The sequence below is a fragment of the Desulfitobacterium sp. genome (genome assembly GCF_982384815.1).
On record NZ_CEVWNY010000009.1, the window covers coordinates 1 to 24232 of the forward strand.

The 24232-nt window shown below is 44.5% G+C and carries 25 protein-coding genes and 1 pseudogene; 25 read left to right on the forward strand and 1 reads right to left on the reverse strand.

Going from position 1 to position 24232, the window contains the following annotated elements:
- The 17 genes and pseudogenes from AC1U9U_RS02875 to trxA all read left to right on the forward strand — a co-directional run.
- A pseudogene (locus AC1U9U_RS02875) lies at positions 1 to 336 on the forward strand (coproporphyrinogen dehydrogenase HemZ); the annotation flags it as partial.
- Between the two features lie 58 nt (positions 337 to 394).
- On the forward strand, positions 395 to 1003 hold the full coding sequence (locus AC1U9U_RS02880; RefSeq protein WP_479959043.1) for a DUF2975 domain-containing protein: 609 nt from the start codon (positions 395 to 397) through the stop codon (positions 1001 to 1003).
- Positions 1004 to 1016: 13 nt separating this feature from the next.
- Complete coding sequence (locus AC1U9U_RS02885) at positions 1017 to 1274, forward strand: helix-turn-helix domain-containing protein (RefSeq protein ID WP_479959044.1); 258 nt, start codon at positions 1017 to 1019, stop codon at positions 1272 to 1274.
- On the forward strand, positions 1255 to 2145 hold the full coding sequence (locus AC1U9U_RS02890) for a selenium metabolism-associated LysR family transcriptional regulator (protein ID WP_479959045.1): 891 nt from the start codon (positions 1255 to 1257) through the stop codon (positions 2143 to 2145). The genes AC1U9U_RS02885 and AC1U9U_RS02890 overlap by 20 nt, the downstream gene beginning before the upstream one ends.
- 235 nt (positions 2146 to 2380) lie before the next feature.
- The gene (locus AC1U9U_RS02895) at positions 2381 to 3535 is read left to right on the forward strand and encodes a double-cubane-cluster-containing anaerobic reductase (protein WP_479959046.1); all 1155 of its coding nucleotides are present in this window, start codon (positions 2381 to 2383) and stop codon (positions 3533 to 3535) included.
- Positions 3532 to 4320 (forward strand): acyl-CoA dehydratase activase, encoded by a 789-nt coding sequence (locus AC1U9U_RS02900; protein ID WP_479959047.1) that lies wholly within the window; start codon positions 3532 to 3534, stop codon positions 4318 to 4320. Before AC1U9U_RS02895 ends, AC1U9U_RS02900 begins: the two co-directional genes overlap by 4 nt.
- 279 nt (positions 4321 to 4599) lie before the next feature.
- Entirely contained in the window at positions 4600 to 5127 is a 528-nt protein-coding gene (locus tag AC1U9U_RS02905; protein WP_479959048.1) for an RNA polymerase sigma factor, read from the forward strand.
- 7 nt (positions 5128 to 5134) lie between these two features.
- Positions 5135 to 6457 carry a DUF4179 domain-containing protein gene (locus AC1U9U_RS02910; protein WP_479959090.1) on the forward strand — a complete coding sequence of 441 codons (1323 nt, stop codon included), beginning with the start codon at positions 5135 to 5137 and terminating at the stop codon, positions 6455 to 6457.
- Positions 6458 to 6853: 396 nt separating this feature from the next.
- The gene (locus tag AC1U9U_RS02915) at positions 6854 to 7270 is read left to right on the forward strand and encodes a VOC family protein (RefSeq protein ID WP_479959049.1); all 417 of its coding nucleotides are present in this window, start codon (positions 6854 to 6856) and stop codon (positions 7268 to 7270) included.
- A 159-nt stretch (positions 7271 to 7429) separates the two neighbouring features.
- The gene (locus AC1U9U_RS02920) at positions 7430 to 9289 is read left to right on the forward strand and encodes a MutS family DNA mismatch repair protein (RefSeq protein WP_479959091.1); all 1860 of its coding nucleotides are present in this window, start codon (positions 7430 to 7432) and stop codon (positions 9287 to 9289) included.
- 124 nt (positions 9290 to 9413) lie between these two features.
- A complete protein-coding gene (locus tag AC1U9U_RS02925) occupies positions 9414 to 10622 on the forward strand; it encodes an EAL and HDOD domain-containing protein (protein WP_479959050.1) in 1209 nt (402 codons plus the stop codon).
- Between the two features lie 109 nt (positions 10623 to 10731).
- Entirely contained in the window at positions 10732 to 10995 is a 264-nt protein-coding gene (locus AC1U9U_RS02930; protein WP_479959051.1) for a hypothetical protein, read from the forward strand.
- A complete protein-coding gene (locus AC1U9U_RS02935; RefSeq protein ID WP_479959052.1) occupies positions 10983 to 11432 on the forward strand; it encodes a type II toxin-antitoxin system VapC family toxin in 450 nt (149 codons plus the stop codon). The genes AC1U9U_RS02930 and AC1U9U_RS02935 overlap by 13 nt, the downstream gene beginning before the upstream one ends.
- Positions 11433 to 12160: 728 nt before the next feature.
- Positions 12161 to 13435, forward strand: coding sequence for a histidine--tRNA ligase (gene hisS / locus AC1U9U_RS02940; protein WP_479959053.1), 1275 nt, complete (start codon positions 12161 to 12163; stop codon positions 13433 to 13435).
- Complete coding sequence (gene aspS, locus AC1U9U_RS02945; protein ID WP_479959054.1) at positions 13435 to 15213, forward strand: aspartate--tRNA ligase; 1779 nt, start codon at positions 13435 to 13437, stop codon at positions 15211 to 15213. Before hisS ends, aspS begins: the two co-directional genes overlap by 1 nt.
- 132 nt (positions 15214 to 15345) lie before the next feature.
- Positions 15346 to 15624 (forward strand): metal-sensitive transcriptional regulator, encoded by a 279-nt coding sequence (locus AC1U9U_RS02950; protein ID WP_479959055.1) that lies wholly within the window; start codon positions 15346 to 15348, stop codon positions 15622 to 15624.
- Between the two features lie 68 nt (positions 15625 to 15692).
- Positions 15693 to 16022 (forward strand): thioredoxin, encoded by a 330-nt coding sequence (trxA, locus tag AC1U9U_RS02955; RefSeq protein ID WP_479959056.1) that lies wholly within the window; start codon positions 15693 to 15695, stop codon positions 16020 to 16022.
- Between the two features lie 152 nt (positions 16023 to 16174).
- Here the strand turns inward: trxA and AC1U9U_RS02960 are convergent, their stop codons facing one another.
- Positions 16175 to 17485 carry a replication-associated recombination protein A gene (locus AC1U9U_RS02960; RefSeq protein WP_479959057.1) on the reverse strand — a complete coding sequence of 437 codons (1311 nt, stop codon included), beginning with the start codon at positions 17483 to 17485 and terminating at the stop codon, positions 16175 to 16177.
- 415 nt (positions 17486 to 17900) lie between these two features.
- On the opposite strand from AC1U9U_RS02960, the gene AC1U9U_RS02965 reads away from it, so the two are divergent.
- From AC1U9U_RS02965 to ltrA, 8 genes are all read left to right on the forward strand, one after another.
- Positions 17901 to 18341, forward strand: a complete 441-nt coding sequence (locus AC1U9U_RS02965; RefSeq protein WP_479959058.1) for an RrF2 family transcriptional regulator — start codon at positions 17901 to 17903, stop codon at positions 18339 to 18341.
- 56 nt (positions 18342 to 18397) lie between these two features.
- Entirely contained in the window at positions 18398 to 19597 is a 1200-nt protein-coding gene (nifS, locus tag AC1U9U_RS02970) for a cysteine desulfurase NifS (RefSeq protein ID WP_479959059.1), read from the forward strand.
- Between the two features lie 15 nt (positions 19598 to 19612).
- The gene (nifU, locus tag AC1U9U_RS02975; protein ID WP_479959060.1) at positions 19613 to 19987 is read left to right on the forward strand and encodes a Fe-S cluster assembly scaffold protein NifU; all 375 of its coding nucleotides are present in this window, start codon (positions 19613 to 19615) and stop codon (positions 19985 to 19987) included.
- Positions 19988 to 19997: 10 nt separating this feature from the next.
- A complete protein-coding gene (gene mnmA, locus AC1U9U_RS02980; RefSeq protein WP_479959061.1) occupies positions 19998 to 21122 on the forward strand; it encodes a tRNA 2-thiouridine(34) synthase MnmA in 1125 nt (374 codons plus the stop codon).
- Positions 21123 to 21256: 134 nt separating this feature from the next.
- On the forward strand, positions 21257 to 21751 hold the full coding sequence (locus tag AC1U9U_RS02985; protein WP_479959062.1) for a PRC-barrel domain-containing protein: 495 nt from the start codon (positions 21257 to 21259) through the stop codon (positions 21749 to 21751).
- The gene (locus AC1U9U_RS02990; RefSeq protein WP_479959063.1) at positions 21748 to 21942 is read left to right on the forward strand and encodes a hypothetical protein; all 195 of its coding nucleotides are present in this window, start codon (positions 21748 to 21750) and stop codon (positions 21940 to 21942) included. The genes AC1U9U_RS02985 and AC1U9U_RS02990 overlap by 4 nt, the downstream gene beginning before the upstream one ends.
- 23 nt (positions 21943 to 21965) lie before the next feature.
- Complete coding sequence (locus AC1U9U_RS02995) at positions 21966 to 22094, forward strand: hypothetical protein (protein WP_479959064.1); 129 nt, start codon at positions 21966 to 21968, stop codon at positions 22092 to 22094.
- A gap of 485 nt (positions 22095 to 22579) precedes the next feature.
- Entirely contained in the window at positions 22580 to 23989 is a 1410-nt protein-coding gene (gene ltrA / locus AC1U9U_RS03000) for a group II intron reverse transcriptase/maturase (RefSeq protein ID WP_479959065.1), read from the forward strand.
- Positions 23990 to 24232 lie beyond the last annotated feature (243 nt).

Sequence of the window (24232 nt, forward strand, 5' to 3'; positions counted from 1 at the left end):
GAGGCCATGCAGGAAATTGTGATGATAAAAGCTCGTTCTATGGGTATGCAGCCTTATTATCTTTATCGCCAAAAACATATTTCCGGAAATCTGGAGAATATCGGTTTCGCCAAACCGGGTAGGGAGTGCCGCTATAATATCGGGATTATGGAAGAGTATCAGACTGTAATCGGTTTGGGAGCCGGAGCTTCCAGCAAGATTGTTAACCCTGCGGATTTTTCTCTAGTCAATCTCCACCATCAAGCCAATTGGCAAGTATATCTGGAGCGGTGGCGAGATACGCAAAGGAAACGGGAGGAAGCCTTGAAACACATTTTATATAATGTTTATCGTTAATTTTATATTGACAAACGAATAATATATCCTCATACTGTAGATACGAGGAGGGGATATAGTGGTACAGAATGATTTGTTAAGGGTTAAAAATAGAGCCGGGCTGATTCATATGCTGGTTACGGTTGCCCTGATCATTGGCGTAGTCGTTTATCTCGCGGCATTATTAGCGTTTGTTTTTTTTGCATTTAATTCTCCTGAGCGATTTACAGCGGTTAAAGATAATGTCGCATGGACCCTTAATTTCGACAGAGGTCAATTCTTCACAACTATTCCATATAAGATTATTCAACCTATAGATAGTAGTAGGTTTAGTGCAAAGTATGCTATGCTTGCGTATATAGGCTCATTTTTAATTAGTTTTCCTTTAATACTCTATGGAATTAAACAATTAGTCTCTATTTCAAAATCAGCCTTTCTGGATGAGACTCCCTTTAATATGAAAAATGCCAAGAGTTTGAAGAGACTAGCTTATTCCATAGTTATTTACTCATTCGTTGCCAATTTGGTGGCCACCCTTCTTTGTGCTGTCTTTGTAACAAAGATCTTTGCTTTTGATTTATCAAGTATTCATTTCACGGGAATAGTTGTCGGAGTGATTATTCTTCTAATCTCAGATATCTTCAAATACGGAGTTTACCTTCAAGAAGAATTTGATACAACGCTATAGGGATGTGTTACACTTGGCTATTGTTGTCAGATTAGATCGGGTCTTAGCTGATAGAAAAATGAAGCTTAATGAATTAGCTGAGTATATTGGTATTTCCAATGTTAATCTCTCGAACTTAAAGACGGGGAAAGTAAAGGCGATACGGTTTTCAACGTTAGAAGCTATTTGTAGAACGCTGAATTGTCAACCAGGCGATATTTTGGAGTATGTGTATACAGATAATGAGGTCATTGAGAACGAGAGGGACCATCATGGATTTTCGGCAGATTGAAGTTTTTATTTATGTTTACCGTCTGCGTAATTTTTCTCGGGCAGGAGAGGCTTTATATCTATCCCAGCCTACCATCAGCAACTATATCAGCTGTCTGGAAGGTGAGCTGGGAGTCAAATTATTTGATCGTTCCAGCCGTCAGATCGTGCCAACGGAGTCAGCCAGGATTTTCTACAGCTATGCGGTCAAAATGCTGGATATCAGAGAAAGTGCGATTTTTTCGATAAATAAGCATAAGAAGATAGAGGGTAGATTGGAAATCGCTACTTCAACTATACCAAGCCAGTATTTACTGCCGGGGCCGATGAAAAGTTTTCAAAGGAAATACCCGGATGTTAGTTTTCTTATCCATAAAAGTGATACACAAGAAGTAACCAAAGGACTTCTGGAAATGAAATACCAAATTGGCATTGTTGGCGCACGTTTAGATGAGAACAACCTGGTTTATCAAAAATTAACCCAAGATAAACTGGTCTTAATAGCTCAGAATGTCGAAGCGGATATTAAAAAGGAGCAAATAATTTCCCTGGAACGCTTGCTGGATAAGAAATTCATTGTTCGGGAGCCGGGTTCAGGGACAAGGCTGACCTTCGAGACGGCTCTGAGAGAAAAAGGCATCAACCCGGATAACCTGCAAAAAGTGGCTGAAATGAACAATATGGAGTCAATTAAGCAGGCTGTCCGAGAGGGATTGGGTGTATCAGTTGTGTCATCTTTGAGTGTAGAAGATTACCTGTGCTTTGGATGGGTAAAAGCTTATACCGTAGAGGGCTTGAAAATGGAAAGAGATTTTTATTTGGTTACCCATAAAAATCGGACCTTGTCACCTTGTGCGGCGGCGTTTCAAAGGCATCTTATTGAATTTTACTAGATACAATGGCTTCTTTTAGTAATTGGATATTTGTGTCTGCAGCCCATTGTCCGGTTTAAACTAACCACAACGCATCCTTGAATGAAAGCTCCCCCCGAAGCAACTTTCTTTCATAAGTATTTGATATAGATACTACGACTTCTATTAGTAATCCATATTTGTGTAGGAAAAACTACGACTATATGATTAAGGCAGTGAAGAAAAAATAAACTCATTACAGAAAGGTGAACCGAACATGAGTGAACTTCAGCTGCCAAGCCAGTTTGAGAGCTTTGCCGAGGCGCGTAAGCAAGGGTTTATTGCGGTTAAGAATTTAAAAGAACAGGGTAAAAAAGTGGCAGGGGTATTCTGTACCTATGCCCCATTAGAACTCGTCCTGGCAGCGGGGGCTGTGCCCATCGGGCTTTGCGCATTCAGCGATGAAACTATACCCGAAGCGGAAAAAGTACTGCCGCGGAATCTCTGTCCTCTGGTTAAGTCCAGCTATGGCTTTGCTATCACAGATAAATGTCCGTATATGTATTTTTCTGATCTGATGATCGGTGAAACCACTTGCGATGGCAAGAAAAAAATGTACGAGCTTTTAGGGGAAATCAAAAACCTCCATGTTATGCAGCTTCCTCAGACACAAAATGATGAGGCTTCCCAAGAACTGTGGTATAAGGAAGTTCTGCGTCTAAAGGAAAGAATTGAGCAGGATTTCGGAGTAACTATCACCGCTGAGGATGTCAAACAGGCGATCAAGCTAAAAAATGAGGAACGTAAGGTTTTAAAAGAGTTCTATGAGCTTAGCAAAGCCTGCCCCCCTCCGATTACGGGTGCGGAGCAGCTGAAAGTCCTCTACGGCTCCCAGTTTAAATTTGATCAAGAGGCCAAGATTCAGGAGATCAGGGGAATCATCGACAAAATCAAGGCTGATCAGGCCAATGGAGTCGAGAATGTTTCTAAGTCTGCGAAAAGAATTCTGATCACAGGCTGTCCCCTGGCCGGAGTCACCGAGAAAGTGGTCAAAGCCATTGAGGAATCCGGCGGTGTGGTTGTGGCTTATGAAAACTGTATCGGGATCAAACCTGTTGAGCGTCTGGTTGACGAAACCATCGATCCGTATCAAGCTATTGCCGAACGGTATCTACAGATCGGTTGCTCAGTTATGACCCCCAATAACAATCGTCTGGAGCTGCTGTCCCGCCTTGTTAAAGAATTTAAGGTGGATGGGGTGGTGGAAATGACCCTCCAGGCCTGCCATACCTACAATCTGGAGACGACGGTGATCAGAAAGCACATGCAGAAAGAAGATATGCCCTTTATCAGCGTTGAGACCGATTATTCCACATCAGACGTTGCTCAGCTCAAAACCAGACTGGCCGCGTTTATCGAAATGCTCTCATGAAAAAGATCTTTATCGGTATAGATTCCGGCTCGACCACGTGTAAATCCGTGGTGATGTCCGAGGACAGGATTATCGATACTCTGGCCATAAAGACCGGCTGGAATCCCCAGGCTTCTGCAGAGGAAAGCCTGGAGATCCTGAGGGAAAGAAATGGCCTGGACAGGGCGGAACTCTGTATTGCGACTACAGGATACGGTCGGGAAGCTATTGATTTTGCGAATCATACCATAACAGAGATTACCTGCCACGCTTTAGGCGGGGTGTATCTTATGCCCGATATTCAAGGCATCATTGATATTGGCGGACAGGACAGTAAGGTAATCCAGATCCAAAAAGGGAAGCCGGTGGACTTCCTGATGAACGATAAATGCGCTGCCGGCACAGGACGATTTTTAAAAATGGCCTGTGATATCCTCGAAATCCCCATGGATAAAATCGATGCTTTTACAGATCGGAACGGGGCAGTTTCCATCAATAGTATGTGTACGGTTTTTGCGGAATCTGAGATCATCGGGCTCTTAGCCATGAAAAAGGATCGGACTCAAATCATGGCCGGGGTTCTGCAGTCCATTGCCCGGAAAATACAGCAACAGGCAGGAAAAATTCAGTTTACTAGGGACTTGCCCATCCTGATGACCGGCGGGCTGTCCAGATCGGGGCTTCTTATGGACATTATAGCCCAATATATCGGCTATGAAGTTAAATCCTGCGCTTATGCCTTATATGCCGGAGCCATCGGGGCCTGTATCTCCGCCGCTAAAAAAGAGAATAAGCACGGCGCGTGATCAGCTTTGATACAAGCTTTGACTATTTGGTTATATATGGCATAATAAACTTAAGTTCTTATAATAAGCCACATGCGGAGCTCATGCGCGAGTGGCTTGGGGAATTGCAGAGACGAACACAAAGTGTAATGTAGTTGCAGGAAGTAAAAAAACCAGCATCTTAAATAAGGACAACCATACCCGCTACTTTAGTCGGGTAGTGGTTGTTTTTTGTCGTATAATAAAATCGAACTTTTTCCTAGCCTAAATACTCTAACCTATAGAAAGAGAGGTGGCAGGGTGGAACAAGAAATTTTGAATAAGATCAGGCAGGCGAAAAGCGGCGACAAGGAAGCCCTGATTCAACTAATCATGGGCCAAAAGGAGGATTATTATCGCCTGGCTTATGCCTATATGAAGGACCAAGAAGATGCCTTGGACGCGATGTCGGAGATGATTGTCAAGGTCTTCGAGAATATCAAGAGACTCAAAGATGAAGCGGCCTTCTTTAGTTGGAGCAAGACTATTTTGGTCAATTGCTGTAAGCAGCATTTGCGGAAAAAGAACAAAGTTATTCTGCTGCAGGAATTGCCGGAAGAACCCTACGAAGAGTCTTATAGCGAGCACGAGGAGCGGCTGGCCTTTGAGGCCCACTTAATTAAGTTGAATCAAAAGTATCAGGAAGTATTGCGCTTGCGCTTTGCTCTCGACATGGATTATGCCATGATTGCGGAAGTCTTAAAAATCCCTCTGGGTACAGTGAAATCGCGAATTCATGCCGGATTACAAAAGCTGCAAAAGAGCATGGAGGTGGATTGGAATGGGTAATAAGGAGATGAAGAAAATCGAAGAGCTATTTAATGCCCAAAAGACCCAACTGGCTAAAATAGAAGTTCCCGATGAACTGGAGGCGTGCCTGCGCAGTGCTTTGACCGGTGAAACTAGGAAAAGCGGCAAACGCCAACCTTTTTACCGGCGTTATATCACCCAGGTCAAGGTTGCCGCAGTTCTTATTTTTGTCCTTTTAGTGGGTTTTAACTATGATGTCATTGCTTCCTACGGCAAACAGCTCTTTGGCTATGATCAAGTAATGGACGTAACCCTGAGAGATCTGAACGACTTGGGCAAAGGACAGCTGATCGAGAAAAGCCATACCTTCGCCAACGGAGTATCCTTAAGCGTGGACTATGTGATGCTGGACGAAAATCAACTTCTTATCTTTTACACAGTAAAGGATCCCGCCGGAGATGTTACTAATGCGATTCAGCCGTTTATGACTTTAAAGAGCTTTTTCGGAGAGAGTAGGATGCAAAGTTCTCAAGGATTACTCAATGAAGAAGGTACAGAGGTAAAATATATTGCCAGCTTTGAGTCTCCACCCCCTCTGGCCAGAAAATTAACCCTTATATTTTCCCCTAGTGGTCACGGAGTCACTACCCCAGCTGAAATTAGTTTTGGCTTAGATCGGGGTACGGCTATGGGTCACACCTTAAAGAAAGGGCTTATGCAGTCGGTCAAGGTCGATGAGACAAAAATAAAATTCGAGTCTATCCTGGCTTCACCCACCCAAACGGTTATAAAGGGTTCGGCTCAGAGCATTTTTGGCTTGGCTTTGGATACGATCAGTGGAGAACGTTTTCGCCCCAAAGAAATAAACCTAAAACTAGTTGCCAATGGAAAAGTGGTAGAGTGGAGGGGAGGAGGAATCAGTACAGATATGAAAGGAATAACTTTTCAAGCAAATTTCGATCCCTTACCAACGCCCTTGACCGAGCTAAAACTTGAACTGGTAAGTTTTAGTGCTGATCATGATGTGAATAAGCAGTATGATCTTGATAAAAATAGCGAAAAACAAATCCTGGATATCTTAGGCCAAAAGGTAGAAATCAATGAGATTAAAGACAATGGTAAAGAAACCTTAATCACCATTTCTAGTGCGGAGAATCTGGTTTTAACCAAGGTTTATCTTATTGCAGACGGTAAGCAGATCTCTTTGGAGGAAACCATTGACGACCAGTATGAGAAAACCAGTGATGGCTTGATCACCCACCAAAGGACTTTAAGATTCTTAGGCACAGGAGACGATCTTAGGTTAGACGTAAAGCGGATGAGTTATACCAAGGATTATCATGAAGTAGTGGATATTCCGCTGGACTAGAGTCAAAGATTATCTAGTGAGTGGAAGCAACCATTTATCTTAAATCCGGTTGTGCTTATTTATCAATTATTCCTCTTGGGAGGGATTACTTGAGAATAGAATTTCTTGTTGTAAATTAGTGGTTATAGAGGCATACTAGAAGAGAAATCTTCTTAGGGGTGCCTCTTTTTTGGCTTTAGACTTCATGAGGTAAAGCGGTACCATCTGATGGTGAAAAAGGTGCTATGGGATCAAGATACTTCACTGCGTCAAGATACTTCACTGCGTTCAGTATGACATAGTGCGGGATTTTTCCTGAGCAGAAGCGAAGGATCACAGATACTATTCGTCATCCTGAGCAGAAACGAAGGATCTTTTTGCCGGGTAGAAAATACTAAAAATATTGAGGAGGCCTATATGAGTGATTGGTTAATTCCCTATATCACCTTTAACGGCGATTGTGAGGAAGCTGTTAATTTTTATCAAGCTGCATTGGGCGGAGAGGCTCAGATTCTTCGTTACGGGGATGCACCGGCTAATCCGGATTTTCCGATAAATGAGGAGATCAAAAATCTAGTCCTCCATGCCGAACTGAGAAAGGATGGACATATAATTCGTTTCTCCGATAGTTTTCCCGGGGCACCTTTTACTCAAGGAAACGCTATTTCTTTTGCCCTGGAATTGCTGACCGAAGAGGAAACCCGCAAGACTTTTGCCGCCTTATCCCAGGGAGGCAAGATAGAGATGGATCTTCAGAAAACCTTCTTTAGCCCTTTATATGCCAAGTTTACCGATAAGTTCGGAGTCGTTTGGCAGCTTAACTGCAAAAAATAGTAATAAGAAATTAGTTAAGATCATCCAAGGTTTTGAATAAGAGATCTAGGATGATCTTTTTGCTCTAAATAATGATATAATATTTGTATGTATATTGAGAGAGTTGAGGGTATTGCTACACTACAGGAAACGCCGGTATTCTTTATAGCCGAAGGAAATATGACTTTCTTTTATGAAAATGACCCAGGGAGGTATAGCGTGAGCACTGCGGAAAAAATCTACGAAACTAGAAAAAATGCTTATGAAAACTTGAGTATCATACAAGGCAAGACAGCGAATCAGTTAAGCAATTATCGGTTGTTAACCTTTATTTTGGGCTTTGCGATCGCTGTTTTTCTATATCTTAAAATAAGCACTATCCCCGGAATTATGGTGGGGGTACTTACTCTCGGGTTATTTCTCTATCTTGCTCATCGGCATCGTCATATCCGTGCTCAGCTAAGGCATTCGGAAATACTCATTACCCTTAATCAAAAAGGAATTGACCGTAGGCAGGGGGAATGGACCAAATTCCCGGATACAGGGACGGAATTTAGGGATGATGAACACCCTTATGCACTTGACTTAGATCTATTTGGTCAAGCTTCAATATTCCAGTGGATTAACTCGGCCCATACTCCTTTAGGAAGAGGGGCCTTAAGTGAAATTCTTAAAAATCCTCCCAGAGATCGTGGAGAAATAAAAAAACGGCAAGAAGCTATTGCCGAATTAGGGAAAAGCATAGGTTGGCGCCAGCGTTTTGAAGCAGAAGGGATTATGGTAGCTCATCTATTTCAAGCAACTGAACCTTTTGTTCGCTGGGCAGAACAAAGGGAGGAGGCTTATCTCAAACCTGTACTTAAGCTGGGGGTAACGGTTCTCCCGGCCATCACTTGCCTTATACTAGCCCTTTATCTTTTGGGGGGAGGAATTCCCTGGCAAGTCGTGGCTTTGCTGATTGGTGTCCAAATCCTTCTTCTCCAGCTATACGGAAAAGATCGTTCCAAGATTTTGTCCATGGTCTATAAACATGAGGCTAGTCTTAAAACTTATGCCGAAATGTTAAGGCGATTAGAGAAAAAGAAATTTTGTTCAGAGGAACTACTCAGACTGCAAAACCTTTTACGCAGCCAAGAAGGTCAATCCGCCTCTCAGCAAATTCAGAAACTCTCTAAACTTGTTGAGAGGATCTCTAATCGGGATAACGCTATGTTCATATTCATCAATATCCTCCTCCTTTGGGATTACCATTGCCTGATAAGTTTGGAAAAGTGGAAAAGCCAATCAGGAGGCAGCTTAAAAGTTTGGCTGGACGTCCTTGCCGAGGTTGAAGAATTAGCCAGCCTTGCTAACATCGCTTTTGAAAATCCCGAATGGGTTATACCGGAGATACTTAATGAGAATCTTAAAGGCTTGTCCGCTAAAAAGATGGGGCACCCCCTGCTTACTCGTAACCGGGTAGCTAATGATTTTTCCCTAGCGGAACCGGCTGGAATCGTGTTGATTACCGGCTCCAATATGTCAGGAAAAAGCACCTTTTTACGTACTGTGGGCACAAATTTACTCCTGGCTTACCTCGGTACACCTGTTTGTGCCGAGCAATTCTGCTGCTCTGTATTCCAGCTTTGGACTTGCATGCGGGTCAGTGATAATTTAGAGCAGAGCATTTCTTCCTTCTATGCCGAGATTTTGCGGATTAAAAAGATCGTGGAAGCGGCGAAAAAGGAAGAATCGGTGTTCTTTTTGCTGGATGAGATATTTAAGGGAACCAACTCCCATGATCGCCACCAAGGTGCTATAGCTTTGATTCAGCAACTCCAAAGAGACGGAGCTATGGGGCTGGTATCCACCCATGACTTAGAGTTGGGAGAGCTTGAAAATACAGCTCATGGTCTCATCAAAAACTACCATTTCCGTGAATATTATCAAAACGGTGAAATATGTTTTGACTATAAGCTGCGGGAAGGAATATCCACTACCCGTAACGCCTTATATCTTATCCGCTTGGCGGGGATAGAGATTGAGGAGAGTAAAATTTAAAGATCTTTTTCGGAAGGTTGTGGCGGTTTTAAAGGAATACGGCATTAAGTTCTAGAATGTAAATGAGATTACTTGCACAAAGGTAGAGGAAAAGCGTATTGTCCGCAAAAAGGTGGAGAGGCAAATGGATGTATTTGTAGCTCGGCAACCAATTCTTGACCGGCAGGGCCATATCTTTGCCTATGAGCTTTTATTCAGGGAAAACATGGATAATTACTTTAAGAGTGCCGATGGGGATTTGGCGACAAGCTCTGTTATCTCCAGCAGCTTTTTCCTTATGGACATTAATAAGCTCACCATGGGCAAGCCGGCCTTTATTAACTTTACATCCAACTTGCTTAAGGAAGGAATGGCCACCTTATTGCCTAAGCATCAGGTAGTGATTGAAATTCTCGAAACGGTTGTACCGGACCCGGAAATAATTGCTGCCTGCAAACTTCTTAAATCCCAAGGGTACAAATTAGCCCTGGATGATTTTGTTTTTCATCCGGATTATTATACCTTGATCGAGCTTGCGGATATTATTAAAGTGGATTTTCAATCCACTACTCGTCTTGAACTGCAAGCTCTTATTAAACGACTTAAGGAGTTGGATATTCGTTTTCTTGCTGAGAAGGTCGAAACCCTTGAAGAGTACGAGAAGGCAAAAAGCATTGGCTATAGTTTATTTCAAGGATATTATTTTAGTAAACCTAGTATAGTACAAGTAAAAGATATATCTCCGAGCAAATTAAAGTACTTGCACTTATTGCAGAAGGTTAATTCCCCAACTCTTGAAGTTGAGGAGCTTGAAACGATTATCAAAGGAGATATTTCCCTGACCTATAAACTACTAAAGTATATTAATTCATCGGCTTTTGGTTTTAACGCAGAGATCTCCTCGATTAAGCAAGCTTTGGTGCTTCTTGGCCTCAAAGAAATTAAGAAATGGGCTTCTGTCATTGCTTTAAGCAATGTTTCAGAAGGAAAACCTGACGCCCTGGCTATTCAATCCTTTGTCCGAGCAAGCTTTGCGGAAAAGTTAAGCCTCCATGTTGGTCTAGCCAATAAGGGTTCAAACGCTTTCTTATTGGGACTTTTTTCGTTAATTGATGCCTGTCTTGACCGACCACTCCCCGAGATTTTAGCAGAACTGCCCATTGAAGCTACCGTTAAAAATGCCCTTTTGGGCCAACCCAGCAGCTATCGCTATCTTCTAGATTTGATCATTGCTTATGAACAAGGAGATTGGCCGGTAGTCAATCGCTTTATCCAAAAGTTTAACATTGAGGAAGAATGTCTTCCTAAGTACTACTTGCAAGCATTGCAGGAGGCTCATGAAATAAATAAATAAGCAAAGAAGGGATTCTCGTTTCTTGCCATAGAGCAAATGCGAGATTTTAATTTGAACACATAGGATATATAATATTTTAAAGGAGATTTTCGAGTAAGGGGGAAACACCGTGGAAGCTAGAAAAAAAAGTAAAATGAGTCCCGTAGAGGAAGAATACAGTGTGGTTTTGGTACCAAACGATATGATTGAGGAAATTAAAGAGAAGCTTGGAAACGATGTACTCTGGATATATGACGAAGAATCTCATGAATTGACCCTAATAAGAAGGCCGGCGTCTTATACAGGGGCATTATCGGGGCTAGGTGCAGATATGTGGAAACACGCAGGAGGCACAGAATTTATCCTTCGGGAGAGGGAACAATGGGAAGATTAGAGGATAAGATTAAGCAATATGATTGTATTGCGATCGATACAAATTCTTTTATTTATCTCATGGAGGGAAACTCCACGTTTTTCAATGTTGTACGAGAACTCTTCAATTCAATCGAGTCCGGTACTGTCTATGCAGTTTCTTCGATATTGTTGATGACAGAGGTGTTGACTAAACCCCTCCGTGAGGGAGATAAAGTGCTCGTAAATCGTTATATGGCTTTCATAGGTACATTTCCGAATCTAGAACTAAAAGAGGTTAACAATAAGGTCGCAATTAAAGCTGCGAAGCTTAGGGCATCTTATGGATTGAAGACTCCGGACGCAATATTTATAGCTACGGCTATCCTAGAAAAGGCCAAGCTTTTTATTACTAATGATGTGAGGCTTCAAAAGGTAGAAGGAGTTGAAATCCTTCTTCTAAGCGATTATCTTGATTAACTTATTTCGCAAAAAAGATCGGATGTGCGCCGATCTTTACTTTTGCTTAGTTGCTTTATCGATATAACGATCTGATTTATTGGGACTTTGGGTATTATCATCGGCATTGGGGGCATGGGTACGGGTTTTGTCGGTTTGTTTGTCGGACATATCTTTTACCTCCAAGAAATTTTCTTAGGTTATTTTGTCCTAAACCACAATAAACATGTAGACTACTTTGAAGTAAATAATATCTAGGGAAAGATTCTTCACCGTGTTCAGAATGACACGAGGTGCTGTATCAGCGGTCAAAAACTGTCAAATAACTGTAAAACAATTATTTGACAAAATGCTTTTTTCTCGTTAAGATGTTGTAATATAACAGCTTTACACTAATTAGCATTGGTGAAAAGGAATTATAGCTTACTTAAAATTTCTGAAGATAATTTTTGGGAAGAGACTGTGCTACATCTCTCTGCAGGGAAGGTCTGCCTAGACTGAAAGCGGCCTGGGAGAAGCTTAGGAGGACACCCCAAGAACAGGAGTTTTGGCGATTGGTCTCGTTATCGACTATTAAAGTGGGCGGAATCTTTAGGAATCCGTCAATAAGGGTGGCACCACGGAAGCTTCCGTCCCTTGCTCAAGAGCAAGGACGGAGGCTTTTTTGATTGGTTTTTCAATCTTTAGTGAATCAAGGGGCCTGTCCCCATTATTCACATGTGTTAAATTCTAGGAAGGAGTTCAAAGGTATGGCTATTCAACGACCAAAGGGCACCCAGGATTTATTGCCTGGTGTAGTGGAACAATGGCAAGATCTTGAGGAACAGATAAGAAAGATCTGTAAAGAATATGGCTATCAAGAGATACGCACCCCGATGTTTGAAGCAACAGAGCTTTTTCAGCGGGGGGTAGGGGAAACTACCGACATCGTCAACAAGGAAATGTATACTTTCCTGGATAAGGGGGATCGTTCCATCACCTTACGCCCGGAAGGGACAGCCTCTGTTTGTCGGGCTTATGTGGAGAACAAACTCTACGGTGGTCCCCAGCCGGTAAAGCTCTATTATTGCGGACCCATGTTTCGCTATGAGCGGCCTCAATCAGGAAGGTACCGGCAGTTTCATCAGTTTGGGGTAGAGGTCTTAGGTGCGGACAAGCCTATGGTGGATGCGGAAGTCATTACCTTGGTCTGGGATCTCTACAGCCGCTTGGGTCTGAAAGGACTGGAAGTTCACGTGAATTCCGTAGGCTGTCCTGAGTGCCGTCCCGAGCATAAGAAAAAACTGCAGGAGTTCCTGGCTCCCCGCAAGGAACAGTTATGTAAGGATTGCCAAGCACGTTTTGAGAAAAATCCCTTACGCATTTTAGACTGTAAAAACCCCACCTGTCAGGAAATCACTCGGGGGGCACCAACTACCTTAGATACCCTTTGTGACGAATGCGCTGACCACTTTGCAGAACTACAAAAACTATTGAGTGCGGCTGAAGTCCAGTATAAGGTCGATCCACGTCTGGTCCGCGGGCTGGATTATTACCGTAAGACGGCCTTTGAGGTTTTGGTGGAAGATATCGGTGCTCAAAGTGCTATCTGTGGTGGTGGACGTTATGACGGGCTTGTTCAAGAAGTAGGCGGTCCTCCCACACCGGGAATCGGTTTTGCCATGGGGATGGAGAGAGTCCTTTCCGCTCTGAATCTTGCCAAGGCTGAGCAGGAAGAAGAAGCAAAGGAATATTTGATGCTGGTGGCTCTCGGGGAAAAGGCCCAAAGGGAAGGGTTTGCCCTAATCAGTCGTTTGCGAAAGCAAGGAATTCCGGTAAGCATCGATCTACTGGGAAGGAGTCTCAAGGCTCAGCTTAAAGCAGCTGACCGAAATCAAGCCAAGTATGCGGTAATCCTTGGGGAAGAGGAATTAAACAAAGGAGTCGTTATTGTCCGCAACCTTAGACTGGGAGAGCAAGAGGAAATAGCAATTCCGGATTTTGAAGAATACGTAGTTAAGAAGTATAAGGAGGATGGAAGATAATGACATTATTAGCCAATCGAACCGAAGCAGGGAGTTTAAGATTGAGCCATGCGGGAGAAGTCATTCACCTTTTAGGTTGGGTACAACGCCGCCGGGATCATGGGGGAGTCATTTTCGTGGATCTCCGGGATCGCTCAGGTTTTGTACAGGTTGTGTTTAACCCCGATATGCCGGAATTTGCAGCCGCTGAGCGTTTACGCTCCGAATATGTGGTTTCGATTAAAGGTAAAGTTCGCCCACGTCCCGAAGGAGCAGCAAACCCCAATCTGGAAACAGGGGAAGTGGAAGTTGTTGCCGAAACCCTGGAAATCTTGAACGGGGCCAAAACTCCGCCTTTCTATATCCAAGATGATGTGGATGTCGACGAAATGGTGCGTCTAAAATATCGTTATTTAGACTTACGCCGTCCGGAAATGCAAAAGGTCTTTAAAACCCGTCATCAGGTTACCCAGATCATGCGCAATTTCTTCGATGGTAAAGGTTTCTATGAAATCGAGACCCCCATGCTCATTAAATCCTCTCCCGAAGGTGCCAGGGACTACCTGGTTCCCAGTCGGGTTCACCCCGGGGAATTCTACGCTTTGCCCCAATCCCCCCAGATCTTTAAGCAGCTTCTTATGGTTTCCGGAATGGAGAAGTATTTCCAGATCGCCCGCTGCTTCCGTGACGAGGATTTACGAGCAGACCGCCAGCCGGAATTTACCCAATTAGACGTGGAAATGTCTTTTGTTGAAGTGGAAGATATCCTGCCCATGATGGAAGAGCTTATGGTGCGTATTTTTAAAGAAACTACGGGTCGGGATATTTCCAGCCCCTTCCCCCGGATGACCTATAAGGAAGCTATGGAATTGTACGGTTCGGATAAGCCCGATATTCGTTTTGGCATGGAAATGGTGGACGTTGCCGAGTGTGTCAAGGACTCCAACTTCAAAGTCTTTACCGACACATTAGCTAAAGGCGGACGGGTTAAAGGTCTCTGTGCCAAAGGTTGCGCCGGCATGCCCCGCCGGGAGCTAGACGGCTTAGTCCAATTTGTCAGCATCTATGGAGCGAAAGGACTGGCTTATATCGTCTTAGGCGAAGAGGGCATTAAATCACCTATCGCCAAATTCTTCACCGAAGAACAGCTTAACAATTTGATTGCCACCTTGAAAGGAGAGACCGGGGACATCCTCTTCTTTGTCGCCGATAAAGAAACAGTGGTAGCGGATGCCTTGGGACACCTAAGGCTGGAATTAGGTAAACGTTTGAACCTTATACCTGAAGATGCCTTAAACTTCCTATGGGTTACGGAATTCCCGCTTCTGGAGTGGGATGAAGAGGAAAAGCGTTTTGTGGCAATTCATCACCCCTTCACTTCACCCATGATGGAAGATTTGCCTCTCTTAAAGACGGAGCCGGGTAAGGTCAGAGCCAAAGCCTATGACATGGTACTTAACGGTATCGAACTGGGTGGAGGAAGCATCCGAATTCATCAAAGGGCTGTTCAGGAGCAGATGTTTGATCTGCTGGGATTATCCCCTGAGGAAGCTAAGGCTAAATTCGGCTATTTACTGGATGCCTTCGAATACGGTACCCCACCCCATGGCGGAATTGCCTTTGGTCTTGACCGTCTAACCATGCTTTTGACCGGTAAGGATAACATCCGCGACGTAATCGCATTCCCTAAGACTCAAAGCGCCTCCGACCTGATGATTCAAGCGCCATCTCCCGTTGATAGCAGACAGTTAAAAGAATTGCATATTAAAACGGATATTCTACCGAGTAAAGCAAAATAATATAACGACAATCAGATAAATGTTTAGCTCCATCTAAATTTTAAATAGCAAAACCTTTGACAAAATGATATATGTATGACTATAATATTTCTAGGTGGTACCCCCTAAGGGTATTAGAGAGGGGAACGTGCGGTGCAGGAAGAAATTAATCTCACACAAAAAGAGGATATTATCCGGCGGCTGAAGAAAATTGAAGGGCAGGTTAAAGGACTTCAACGGATGGTTGATAACGAGAAGTATTGTGTGGATATTTTAATCCAAGTTGCAGCAGTGCGTGCGGCCATCAACAAAGTTGGCGTTATGATCTTCGAAAACCATTCCCGGGAATGTTTGCAAAAAGCCGTGGTACAAGAGTATAAGGATGAGTCTATCGATGAGTTAATTACGGTACTGTCAAAATTTATTAAATAATGAACGCCATCCCAAAGCTTTTTGAAACTCAAAGTTAATAGAATCCAAATATCGAGGAGGTATCTTTTATGGCAGGTGCAAATGTTAAGACCTTTACAGCGGAAAATTGGAATCAAGATGTGTTAGGAGCCGACAAACCTGTTTTAGTTGACTTCTGGGCCGCTTGGTGTGGTCCGTGCCGGATGGTTGCTCCGGTTATCGAGGAACTGGCTGATGAATATGTAGGTAAGATTACCATTGGCAAACTCAATGTGGATGAGAATCCGGCAATTTCCGGCCAATACCAAGTAATGAGCATTCCCACTTTAGCAATTTTCAAAAATGGTCAAATCGTTGATAAGACCGTTGGCTTCCGTGGTAAAGCCGACCTGGTTAAAATGCTGGAAAAGCATGCCTGATGAATAACGGGAACAGGTTCCTTGATTCACTCAAGTTAACCAACTAAAAGGGGCAGTTGCGAAACGAACAGAAGAGTTCGTGGAGCAACGGCCCCTTTTTGGGTAGTAGAATCCTATGTCGGCACTCGGTATGACAGACTCTAAAACGTCGTTCATTCTGGACGCAGTGAAGGACCCTTTCCTCTATTTTCGTTATCCTGCCCTATTCCGGAAGGAGTAAAGAAGGTCTCTCCTTGAACTTCATCGGGAAGATAAGTTTGTTTTACCCAATGGCCGGGATAATCATGAGGATAAAGGTAGTTTTCGCCGTGGCCAAGTTTTCTAGCCCCCGGATAATGGGCATCCCGGAGATGCGCAGGGACTTGGCCGGTGGGATGGGTTCGCACATAGGCTAAGGCCTGATCGATGCCAATAATCGTACTATTGCTTTTAGGGGCTGTAGCTATAGCCAAGACCGCCTGAGCGATGGGAATTTTTGCTTCCGGAAGACCTAACCATTCCAAGGCATTGGCAGCAGCATGGGCCTGCAGCATAACCATCGGATCAGCTAATCCTACATCTTCAGAGGCATGGACGATGATGCGGCGAACGATAAAGCGAGGGTCTTCCCCGGATTCCAGGAGAACTGCCAGCCAATAGAGAGCCGCATCGGGGTCGGAACCACGCATGCTTTTGATAAAGGCAGAGATAATATCATAGTGGTTATCGCCATCCTTATCAAAGCGCATCGCTCTTTGCTGGATAGATTCTTCGGCTACTTGCATAGTGATATGACGAACTCCCGCCTCGGGAGGGGTAGTTAGAACAGCCAGTTCCAAAGCATTTAAGGCCCGCCGCAGATCACCATTGGCATAATTAAGCCAATGCTCCCAAGCCTCCGGGTCGATCTGCACGGAATAATTCCCGAGACCTCGTTCTTTATTCTTGAGAGCTTGTTCCAGGCCTCTGCGAATGTCCTCAGCAGTAAGTGGTTGCAGACGAAATAGAGTAGAACGGCTTAAAAGTGCGGAGTTAAGCTCAAAGAAAGGGTTCTCTGTAGTGGCACCGATAAAAGTAATGGTTCCGTTCTCCACCGCCGGGAGCAGTGCATCTTGCTGTCCTTTGTTAAAACGATGGACTTCATCGCAAAAAACCAAGGTCTTTTTTCCATAGAGATGAAGTTGCTCCGTGGCTCCCTGGATGATTTCCCGAATCTCTTTGACTCCTGAGGTCACTGCATTAATGCGCACAAAGCCGGATGAGGTGGCGTTGGCAATAACCTGTGCCAAAGATGTTTTGCCGGTTCCGGGAGGACCATAGAGAATGAGGGAGGTAACCCGGTCGGCTTCGATAGCACGGCGCAGGAGTTTGCCGGGGCCGATGATTTCTGATTGGCCAATATATTCATCAAGGGACTGAGGACGCATTCTTTCGGCAAGAGGTGCTACTTGATGGGGATTAAAGGAAGCAGAAAATAAGTCCATGAGGTAACAAATCCTTTCTTGAATTATATTCAATATGTAATGTGAAGCTTATAAGCAGTATTAACTACTCAGAAAAAGATCCTTCGCCTATGCTCAGGATGACATTGCACATGGGGGTCTACTCTCAGTATACTTTGATTTTGTGGTTGAATCAAAACAAGCTCCAAAACGTTCGGGTCATTCTGAATGCAGTGAAGAATCTTAGCCAAAGCAAAAAAAGGAACTCTCCCAAAAAAGGATTGATCTGGAAAGTGGAGATAATGCAAGGGAACCTTAAAAATTTCTTAAAAAAATCTGAGCAAAATGGTCGGGTATCTTCTTGACAAATCCCGAGTGTTTTAGTAAGATATCCTTGAAAAAAGAAATAGCTATAGCTGGTTTACTATATGGATAATAGAGAAAAGGAGTGGAGGATTTGAAGCTATCTACGAAAGGCCGCTATGGTCTCACGGCTATGGTTGATCTAGCTTTAAATTCAGGCGAAGGGCCGATCTCCCTAAAAAGTATAGCCGATCGACAGGGACTGTCCGAGCACTATCTTGAACAACTTATATCCGGTCTGCGTAAAGCCGGACTGGTAAAGAGTATTCGAGGGGCCCAAGGTGGTTATGTCTTAGGTAAGAAAGCCGAAAAAATAAGAATTGGCGATATTATTAGGGTATTGGAGGGGCCGATTGCACCGGTGGAGTGTGAGTCCAGCAGCGATCCTGAGTGCTGTCAGAAGTCGGACTACTGTGTGACCAGGACTATTCGGGAGAAGGTCCGTGACCCCATTGAAGATGTATTGGATTCCATCACCTTGGCTGACCTGGTAAAAGACCCTCAGACCATGAACTCCATTGCCGACTCTGAATAAAACTTATTTTTCTGAGAAAATCTTATTTAATCAAAGTTTACTTAGGAGGAACCATAATGCGTAGAGTTTACCTTGACCATAGTGCTACAACTCCAGTCGATCCTGAAGTTGCCAAGCTTATCATGACTTATTATACAGAGAAATACGGAAATCCTTCCAGTGTTCATAGTTTTGGTCGGGAGGCCAAGGCGGCCTTAGAGACTGCCAGAGAGTCTGTGGCTAAGCTACTGGGAGCAGACCCACGGGAAATTACTTTTACCAGCGGCGGTACCGAAGCAGATAACCTTGCCGTTATCGGAACGGCTGAGGCCCTGAGTAAAAAGGGAAAACATATTATTACTTCAGCGGTGGAGCATCACGCTGTCTTGGAAACCTGCGAATTTCTCGAAAAGAACGGTTATGAACTCACGATTATTCCTGTAGACGAAGAGGGAATAGTATCGGTAGCGGATGTCGAAAAGGCTATTCGGCCGGATACGATCTTGATTACCATCATGCATGCCAATAACGAGGTGGGAGCTATCCAACCCATTGCCGAGATCGGCAAACTTGCCCGGGAAAAGGGCGTAGTCTTCCATGTCGATGCAGTACAGTCCTTTGGTAAGCTCCCCATTGATGTAAAGGCCATGAATGTAGACCTGATGACCGTATCCAGTCATAAGATCTATGGACCTAAAGGGGTAGGGGCTCTTTACATTCGTAAAGGGGTAAGGGTTATTCCTCGCATTTATGGCGGCGGGCAAGAAAAGAAACGCCGCTCCGGGACAGAGAATACTCCCGGAATTATCGGTTTTGGTAAAGCCTGTGAGTTAGCAGCGGAACGGATGGAAGAAGAAGCCCTTCGGGAGGCTAAACTGCGGGATAAACTCATGAACGGTATCCTGGAAAAAATAGATTATGTTAAAATAAATGGACCACGCGGAGAAAAACGTCTCCCTGGAAATTTGAACGTCAGCATTCAATTTGTTGAAGGGGAAGCGCTCCTTTTAAGTCTCGATATGATGGGCATTGCTGCTTCCAGCGGCTCGGCCTGCACATCAGGCTCCTTAGATCCCTCTCATGTCTTACTGGCAATGGGACTCAGTCACGAAATTGCTCATGGCTCCCTCCGTTTCTCCTTTGGTCATCAAAATACCGAAGAAGATGTGGATTACGTCCTTGAGCAACTACCCAAAATAGTTGAACGGTTACGGATGATGTCCCCCCTTTATGATCAGGCCAAACATAGAAAATGCGAACAAGCCCAAGCCCAATAAGGAGGAATGAAAGATATGTATACTGAAAAAGTTATGGACCATTTTATGAACCCCCGCAACGTTGGTGAGATTGAAAACGCCGATGGAGTAGGTGAAGTAGGAAATGCCAAATGCGGCGATATTATGCGTATTTATTTGGATGTAGACGGAGATATTATTAAAGACGTTAAATTTAAAACCTTCGGCTGTGGGGCTGCTGTAGCCACCAGCAGTATGGTTACGGAAATGGTTAAGGGCAAGACTATCGAAGAAGCCCTGAAAATTACAAACGCTGCTGTTGCTGAAGCCCTTGATGGACTTCCTCCGGCTAAGATGCACTGTTCCAACTTAGCTGCTGATGCTTTGCATGAAGCTATTAAGGACTATCACGAGAAGCATAAAAAGGCATAGGGATGAAAAGATGGCGCTTACCGAAAAGAAGAAGGTAATTGTCGGCATGAGCGGCGGTGTGGATAGTTCCATGGCCGCCGCTTTGCTTAAGGAAGAAGGATATGAGGTAATCGGTATTACCCTCCAAACCATCCCCTCCGGGGGTCCGGATGATGTGGGAGGATGTTGTTCGATTACATCCATTGATGATGCCCGTAAGGTAGCTTATCAATTAGGTATACCTCATTACGTTTTGAACTTCCGGGACATATTTGAAGAAAATGTTATAGATTATTTTACAAATGCTTATTTGAGTGGGGAAACTCCCAATCCCTGTACCATGTGCAATCGGGTTGTCCGTTGGGGGGAGTTTTTGAAGAAGGCCAGGGGCTTAGGTGCAGATTATTTGGCCACGGGGCATTACGCCAAAGTCTTTCAAGATCCCCGGAGCGGGCGCTATCTCATGAGTCGGCCGGTGGATACCTGGAAGGATCAGACCTATATGCTCTATACTTTGACTCAAGAGCAATTGAAGCACACTTTGTTCCCCCTTGCGCAATATAAGAAAGAACAGATACGGGAAATGGCTGCACAGCGAGGGCTGCTGCGTGTCTCACGAAAGCCCGATAGCCAAGAAATCTGCTTCATTCCCGATGATGATTACGTTTCCTTTCTTCGCGAAAGAGTCCCAGGTAAGATTCAACCGGGGAATTTCGTGGACAAAGAGGGGAAAGTTCTAGGCAGACACCAAGGCTTGGTGAACTATACCGTTGGTCAGAGAAAAGGCTTAGGAGTAACCTTTGGTAAACCCATGTTCGTGATCGGCTTTAATGTTGACCGCAATGAAGTGGTTTTAGGCGAGGACCAAGAGGTTTACGCGAACTCTTTGCTGGCTACTGATTTGAACTGGATAGCAATACCTAAGCTCCAAGGTTCCTTGGACGTAGAGGCGAAGATACGTTATAAAGCGTCTCCCGCCCCGGCGAAAATCACCCCCCTTAAAGATGCTGATTCAATTCCTGGGGCCATCGGCCCTGTTATCAAAGTTGAATTCGCAACTCCTCAACGGGCCATTACCCCTGGTCAAGCCGTAGTCTTCTACCAGGGAGATCTAGTGGTAGGGGGCGGCAAAATTATTACCGGCCCACGGGGATAAGTGAGATGAGGGGACAGGAACCTTGTTTCACCTGTCTCCTTAATTCGCAAAAATTATATTAGTGAATGAATGAGCAAGCAAATTAGTGGGCATAGTAGCATAGAACCATAAAAAATTTTAGAAGGAGGGGAAAAATGCGACGCACACGGGAAATCCTTGGTTTACCTGTTTTGAGTATTAGAAGCGGAGACCAGATTGGTTGGGTTAAAGATGTGGTTTTCGATGAGGAAAGCAGGAAAATTAGCGGAATTCTCTTGGAAAATGCGCACATTTTTCACTCTACAAAAGGCATTCCCCGTGAATATGTTGCAGCGGTCGGGAAAGATGCCTTAACTGTCACGGACCATGTGGTTCAAGGGATTCAGGGAGTTAAATGGTCACAAAAAGTTGGTAATCAAGTATTTACCCAAGGCGGGGAAGCAAAGGGCACGATTGAGGATGTCTTTCTTGATGATTCAGCTGAGACCATTGTTGGGTACGAGGTTTCAGATGGCCTATTTTCCGATCTATTTGAAGGTCGCGGCACAATTTTACAAGCAAACATTATGGTAGATGGGAAAGATGTCTTAATCGTTGAAGACCAGGTATCCCCCTGGGACAAAGGAAATGAAGGGGGTTCACTATCATGAATTGTCCGGTTTGTAGTGGTCGTGCCATCGGTAAGGTCGGGGTAGGTCAGTTTTACTGTTGGGATTGCTGTGTGGAATTCACCAGCAATACGGACCAAGTTGTTATCTATGACTTAGCCGAGGACGGCTCCTTAATTGCCTGGGATGACCCGGCACTGGATGGAGCGGTCAGTGAGGCGGCAGCGGAGTAGAAGATAATAAGGAGGGATATACCTTGAAATCAGGACAAGTTATTGGCGGCATGGTGGCGGGTAGTCTCCTAGGTATTACAGTTGGTTATATGATGCGTCCCCGCAACAAAACCATGTCTATAATGCGTAAGGGTATGAAAAGGATGTTTTAGTCTCTCCGGTTCCTTAAAAATTATGATTCGCCTAGTACTCGTAAGAGCGTAAGTCGGCATTTGGCTGACTTACGCTCTTCGATGTGCGCCACGCATGGCGATTAACTAGACGGTGAAAGTCCGTTATGGGGGTATGTAGCGACCAACCATTAGCTTAAGGCAAGGGTGTCCATCGCGAGGTGGAATCTAAAGGAAGCCAGCGGCAAAGTTCCGACCCGAGGAACACGAATAACATCAGGCGCGAAACGTGGGGTGAGACTGCATCACAAGTCAAAGCCCAAAAGCTACACAGACACGTCAGCGTAAATGTTGCGGGTACATGGAATTAAAGTGAATCGTCTTACCGTGGGAGGCCTCACGGACAGGTGGAAACAGAGTAAGAAACCTGGTTGAAACAAGATTTGTCGTGAGGAGTCAGCCGAGGCCATAGTACAGAGGTGTTCTAGACACCGAAGGAAGGGCCGAACCAAAGGAGGTGTGGGTCAATGAAAGTTACTGAAAGTGGCAATTTAAAACACAGACAACTTCGCTTTGAAGACTATCTGCAAAGGGTATCTGCGGAACAGAAAGAGTATGCAGAAGTGTGCGTGTCACCGAAGATGGCCGAAACCGACAACACCAACACAAACGAGCAGACAGAAGGATTACTTGAGCAAATCCTGAGTACCGACAACCTAAACCAAGCTTACAAGCAAGTGAAAAGGAATAAAGGTGCTGGTGGAATTGATGGCATGCAGGTGGATGAACTTCTACCCTTCCTGAAAGACCACAAGGAAGAACTCGTGGAATCTCTCTGGGATGGGAAGTACCGTCCAAAACCCGTGCGGAGGGTAGAAATACCGAAAGAAAACGGGAAGACAAGAAAGCTGGGAATACCGACCGTCGTAGACAGGCTAATTCAACAAGCGATAACACAGGTGCTAAGCCCCATCTTCGAAAAACAATTCTCAGACAACAGCTTTGGATTCAGACCGAAACGGAGTGCCCATGACGCCCTGCGAAGATGCCAGAGAAATATCGGTGATGGCTACAAATACGTAGTGGACATGGATTTAGAAAAATACTTCGATACGGTCAACCAAAGTAAACTCATCCAAATCTTATCGGAGACGATAAAAGATGGAAGAGTCATCTCCCTAATCCACAAATTCCTCAGAGCAGGAGTTATAGTTGAGGGATTCTTTGAAGAAAGCTCGGAGGGCGTACCGCAAGGTGGGCCCTTAAGTCCGTTACTTGGCAACATTATGCTAAACGAGTGTGACCATGAGCTAGAGAAGCGGGGGCACCGTTTTGTACGCTATGCAGACGATATGATGATTTTCTGCAAAAGCAAGAAAGCGGCAAATCGCACTTTAGACCACATTCTACCGTACATCGAGGGAAAGTTATTTCTCAGAGTAAATAGGGAGAAAACCAAGGTCGCTCACGTAAATTATGTCAAGTTTCTTGGATATAGCTTTTACATCTACAGAGGAGAGGGGCGTCTGAGAGTCCACCCCAAAAGCATCCAGAAGCTTAAGGATAAAATCCGAGAAGCAACTGGACGAAGCAACGGTATGGGAATCGAGGAACGTAGGAAGAAGCTCAACCAAATCGTACGGGGCTGGACAAATTACTTCAAACTAGCCGATGCGAAAAGTCTGCTTGCAAAGTTAGACGAATGGCTGAGAAGTCGCGTAAGAATGGTGACCTGGAAGCGATGGAAGAGAATCCGAACGCGATTTGAAAACCTCAAGAAAGCAGGCATATCCATAGAACAAGCATGGATGTGGGCAAACACAAGAAAAGGCTACTGGCGAACAGCCCATAGCCCTATTTTGACGAAAGCCCTATCCAACGAACGCTTCAAGCGAATTGGGTACCTTAGCTTTAGTGAGTGTTATTCTGCGAAGTAATGTGTAAACTTTGGAACCGCCGTATACCGAACGGTACGTACGGTGGTGTGGGAGGTCGGCCACTCAAATAATGGGTGGCCTCCTACCCGATTAATTCGGCTGGCATCATGCGGGCTGGTCCTTAAGTACTTACTATAGAGATTTACCGGCGGTATAAAATACCAAAAAACAGGGAAAGACATTCTTGTCCGATGGCTAACCACCATTAAGACTTCCACTCCCTAAGTAGGAGCTAAGTGGCGC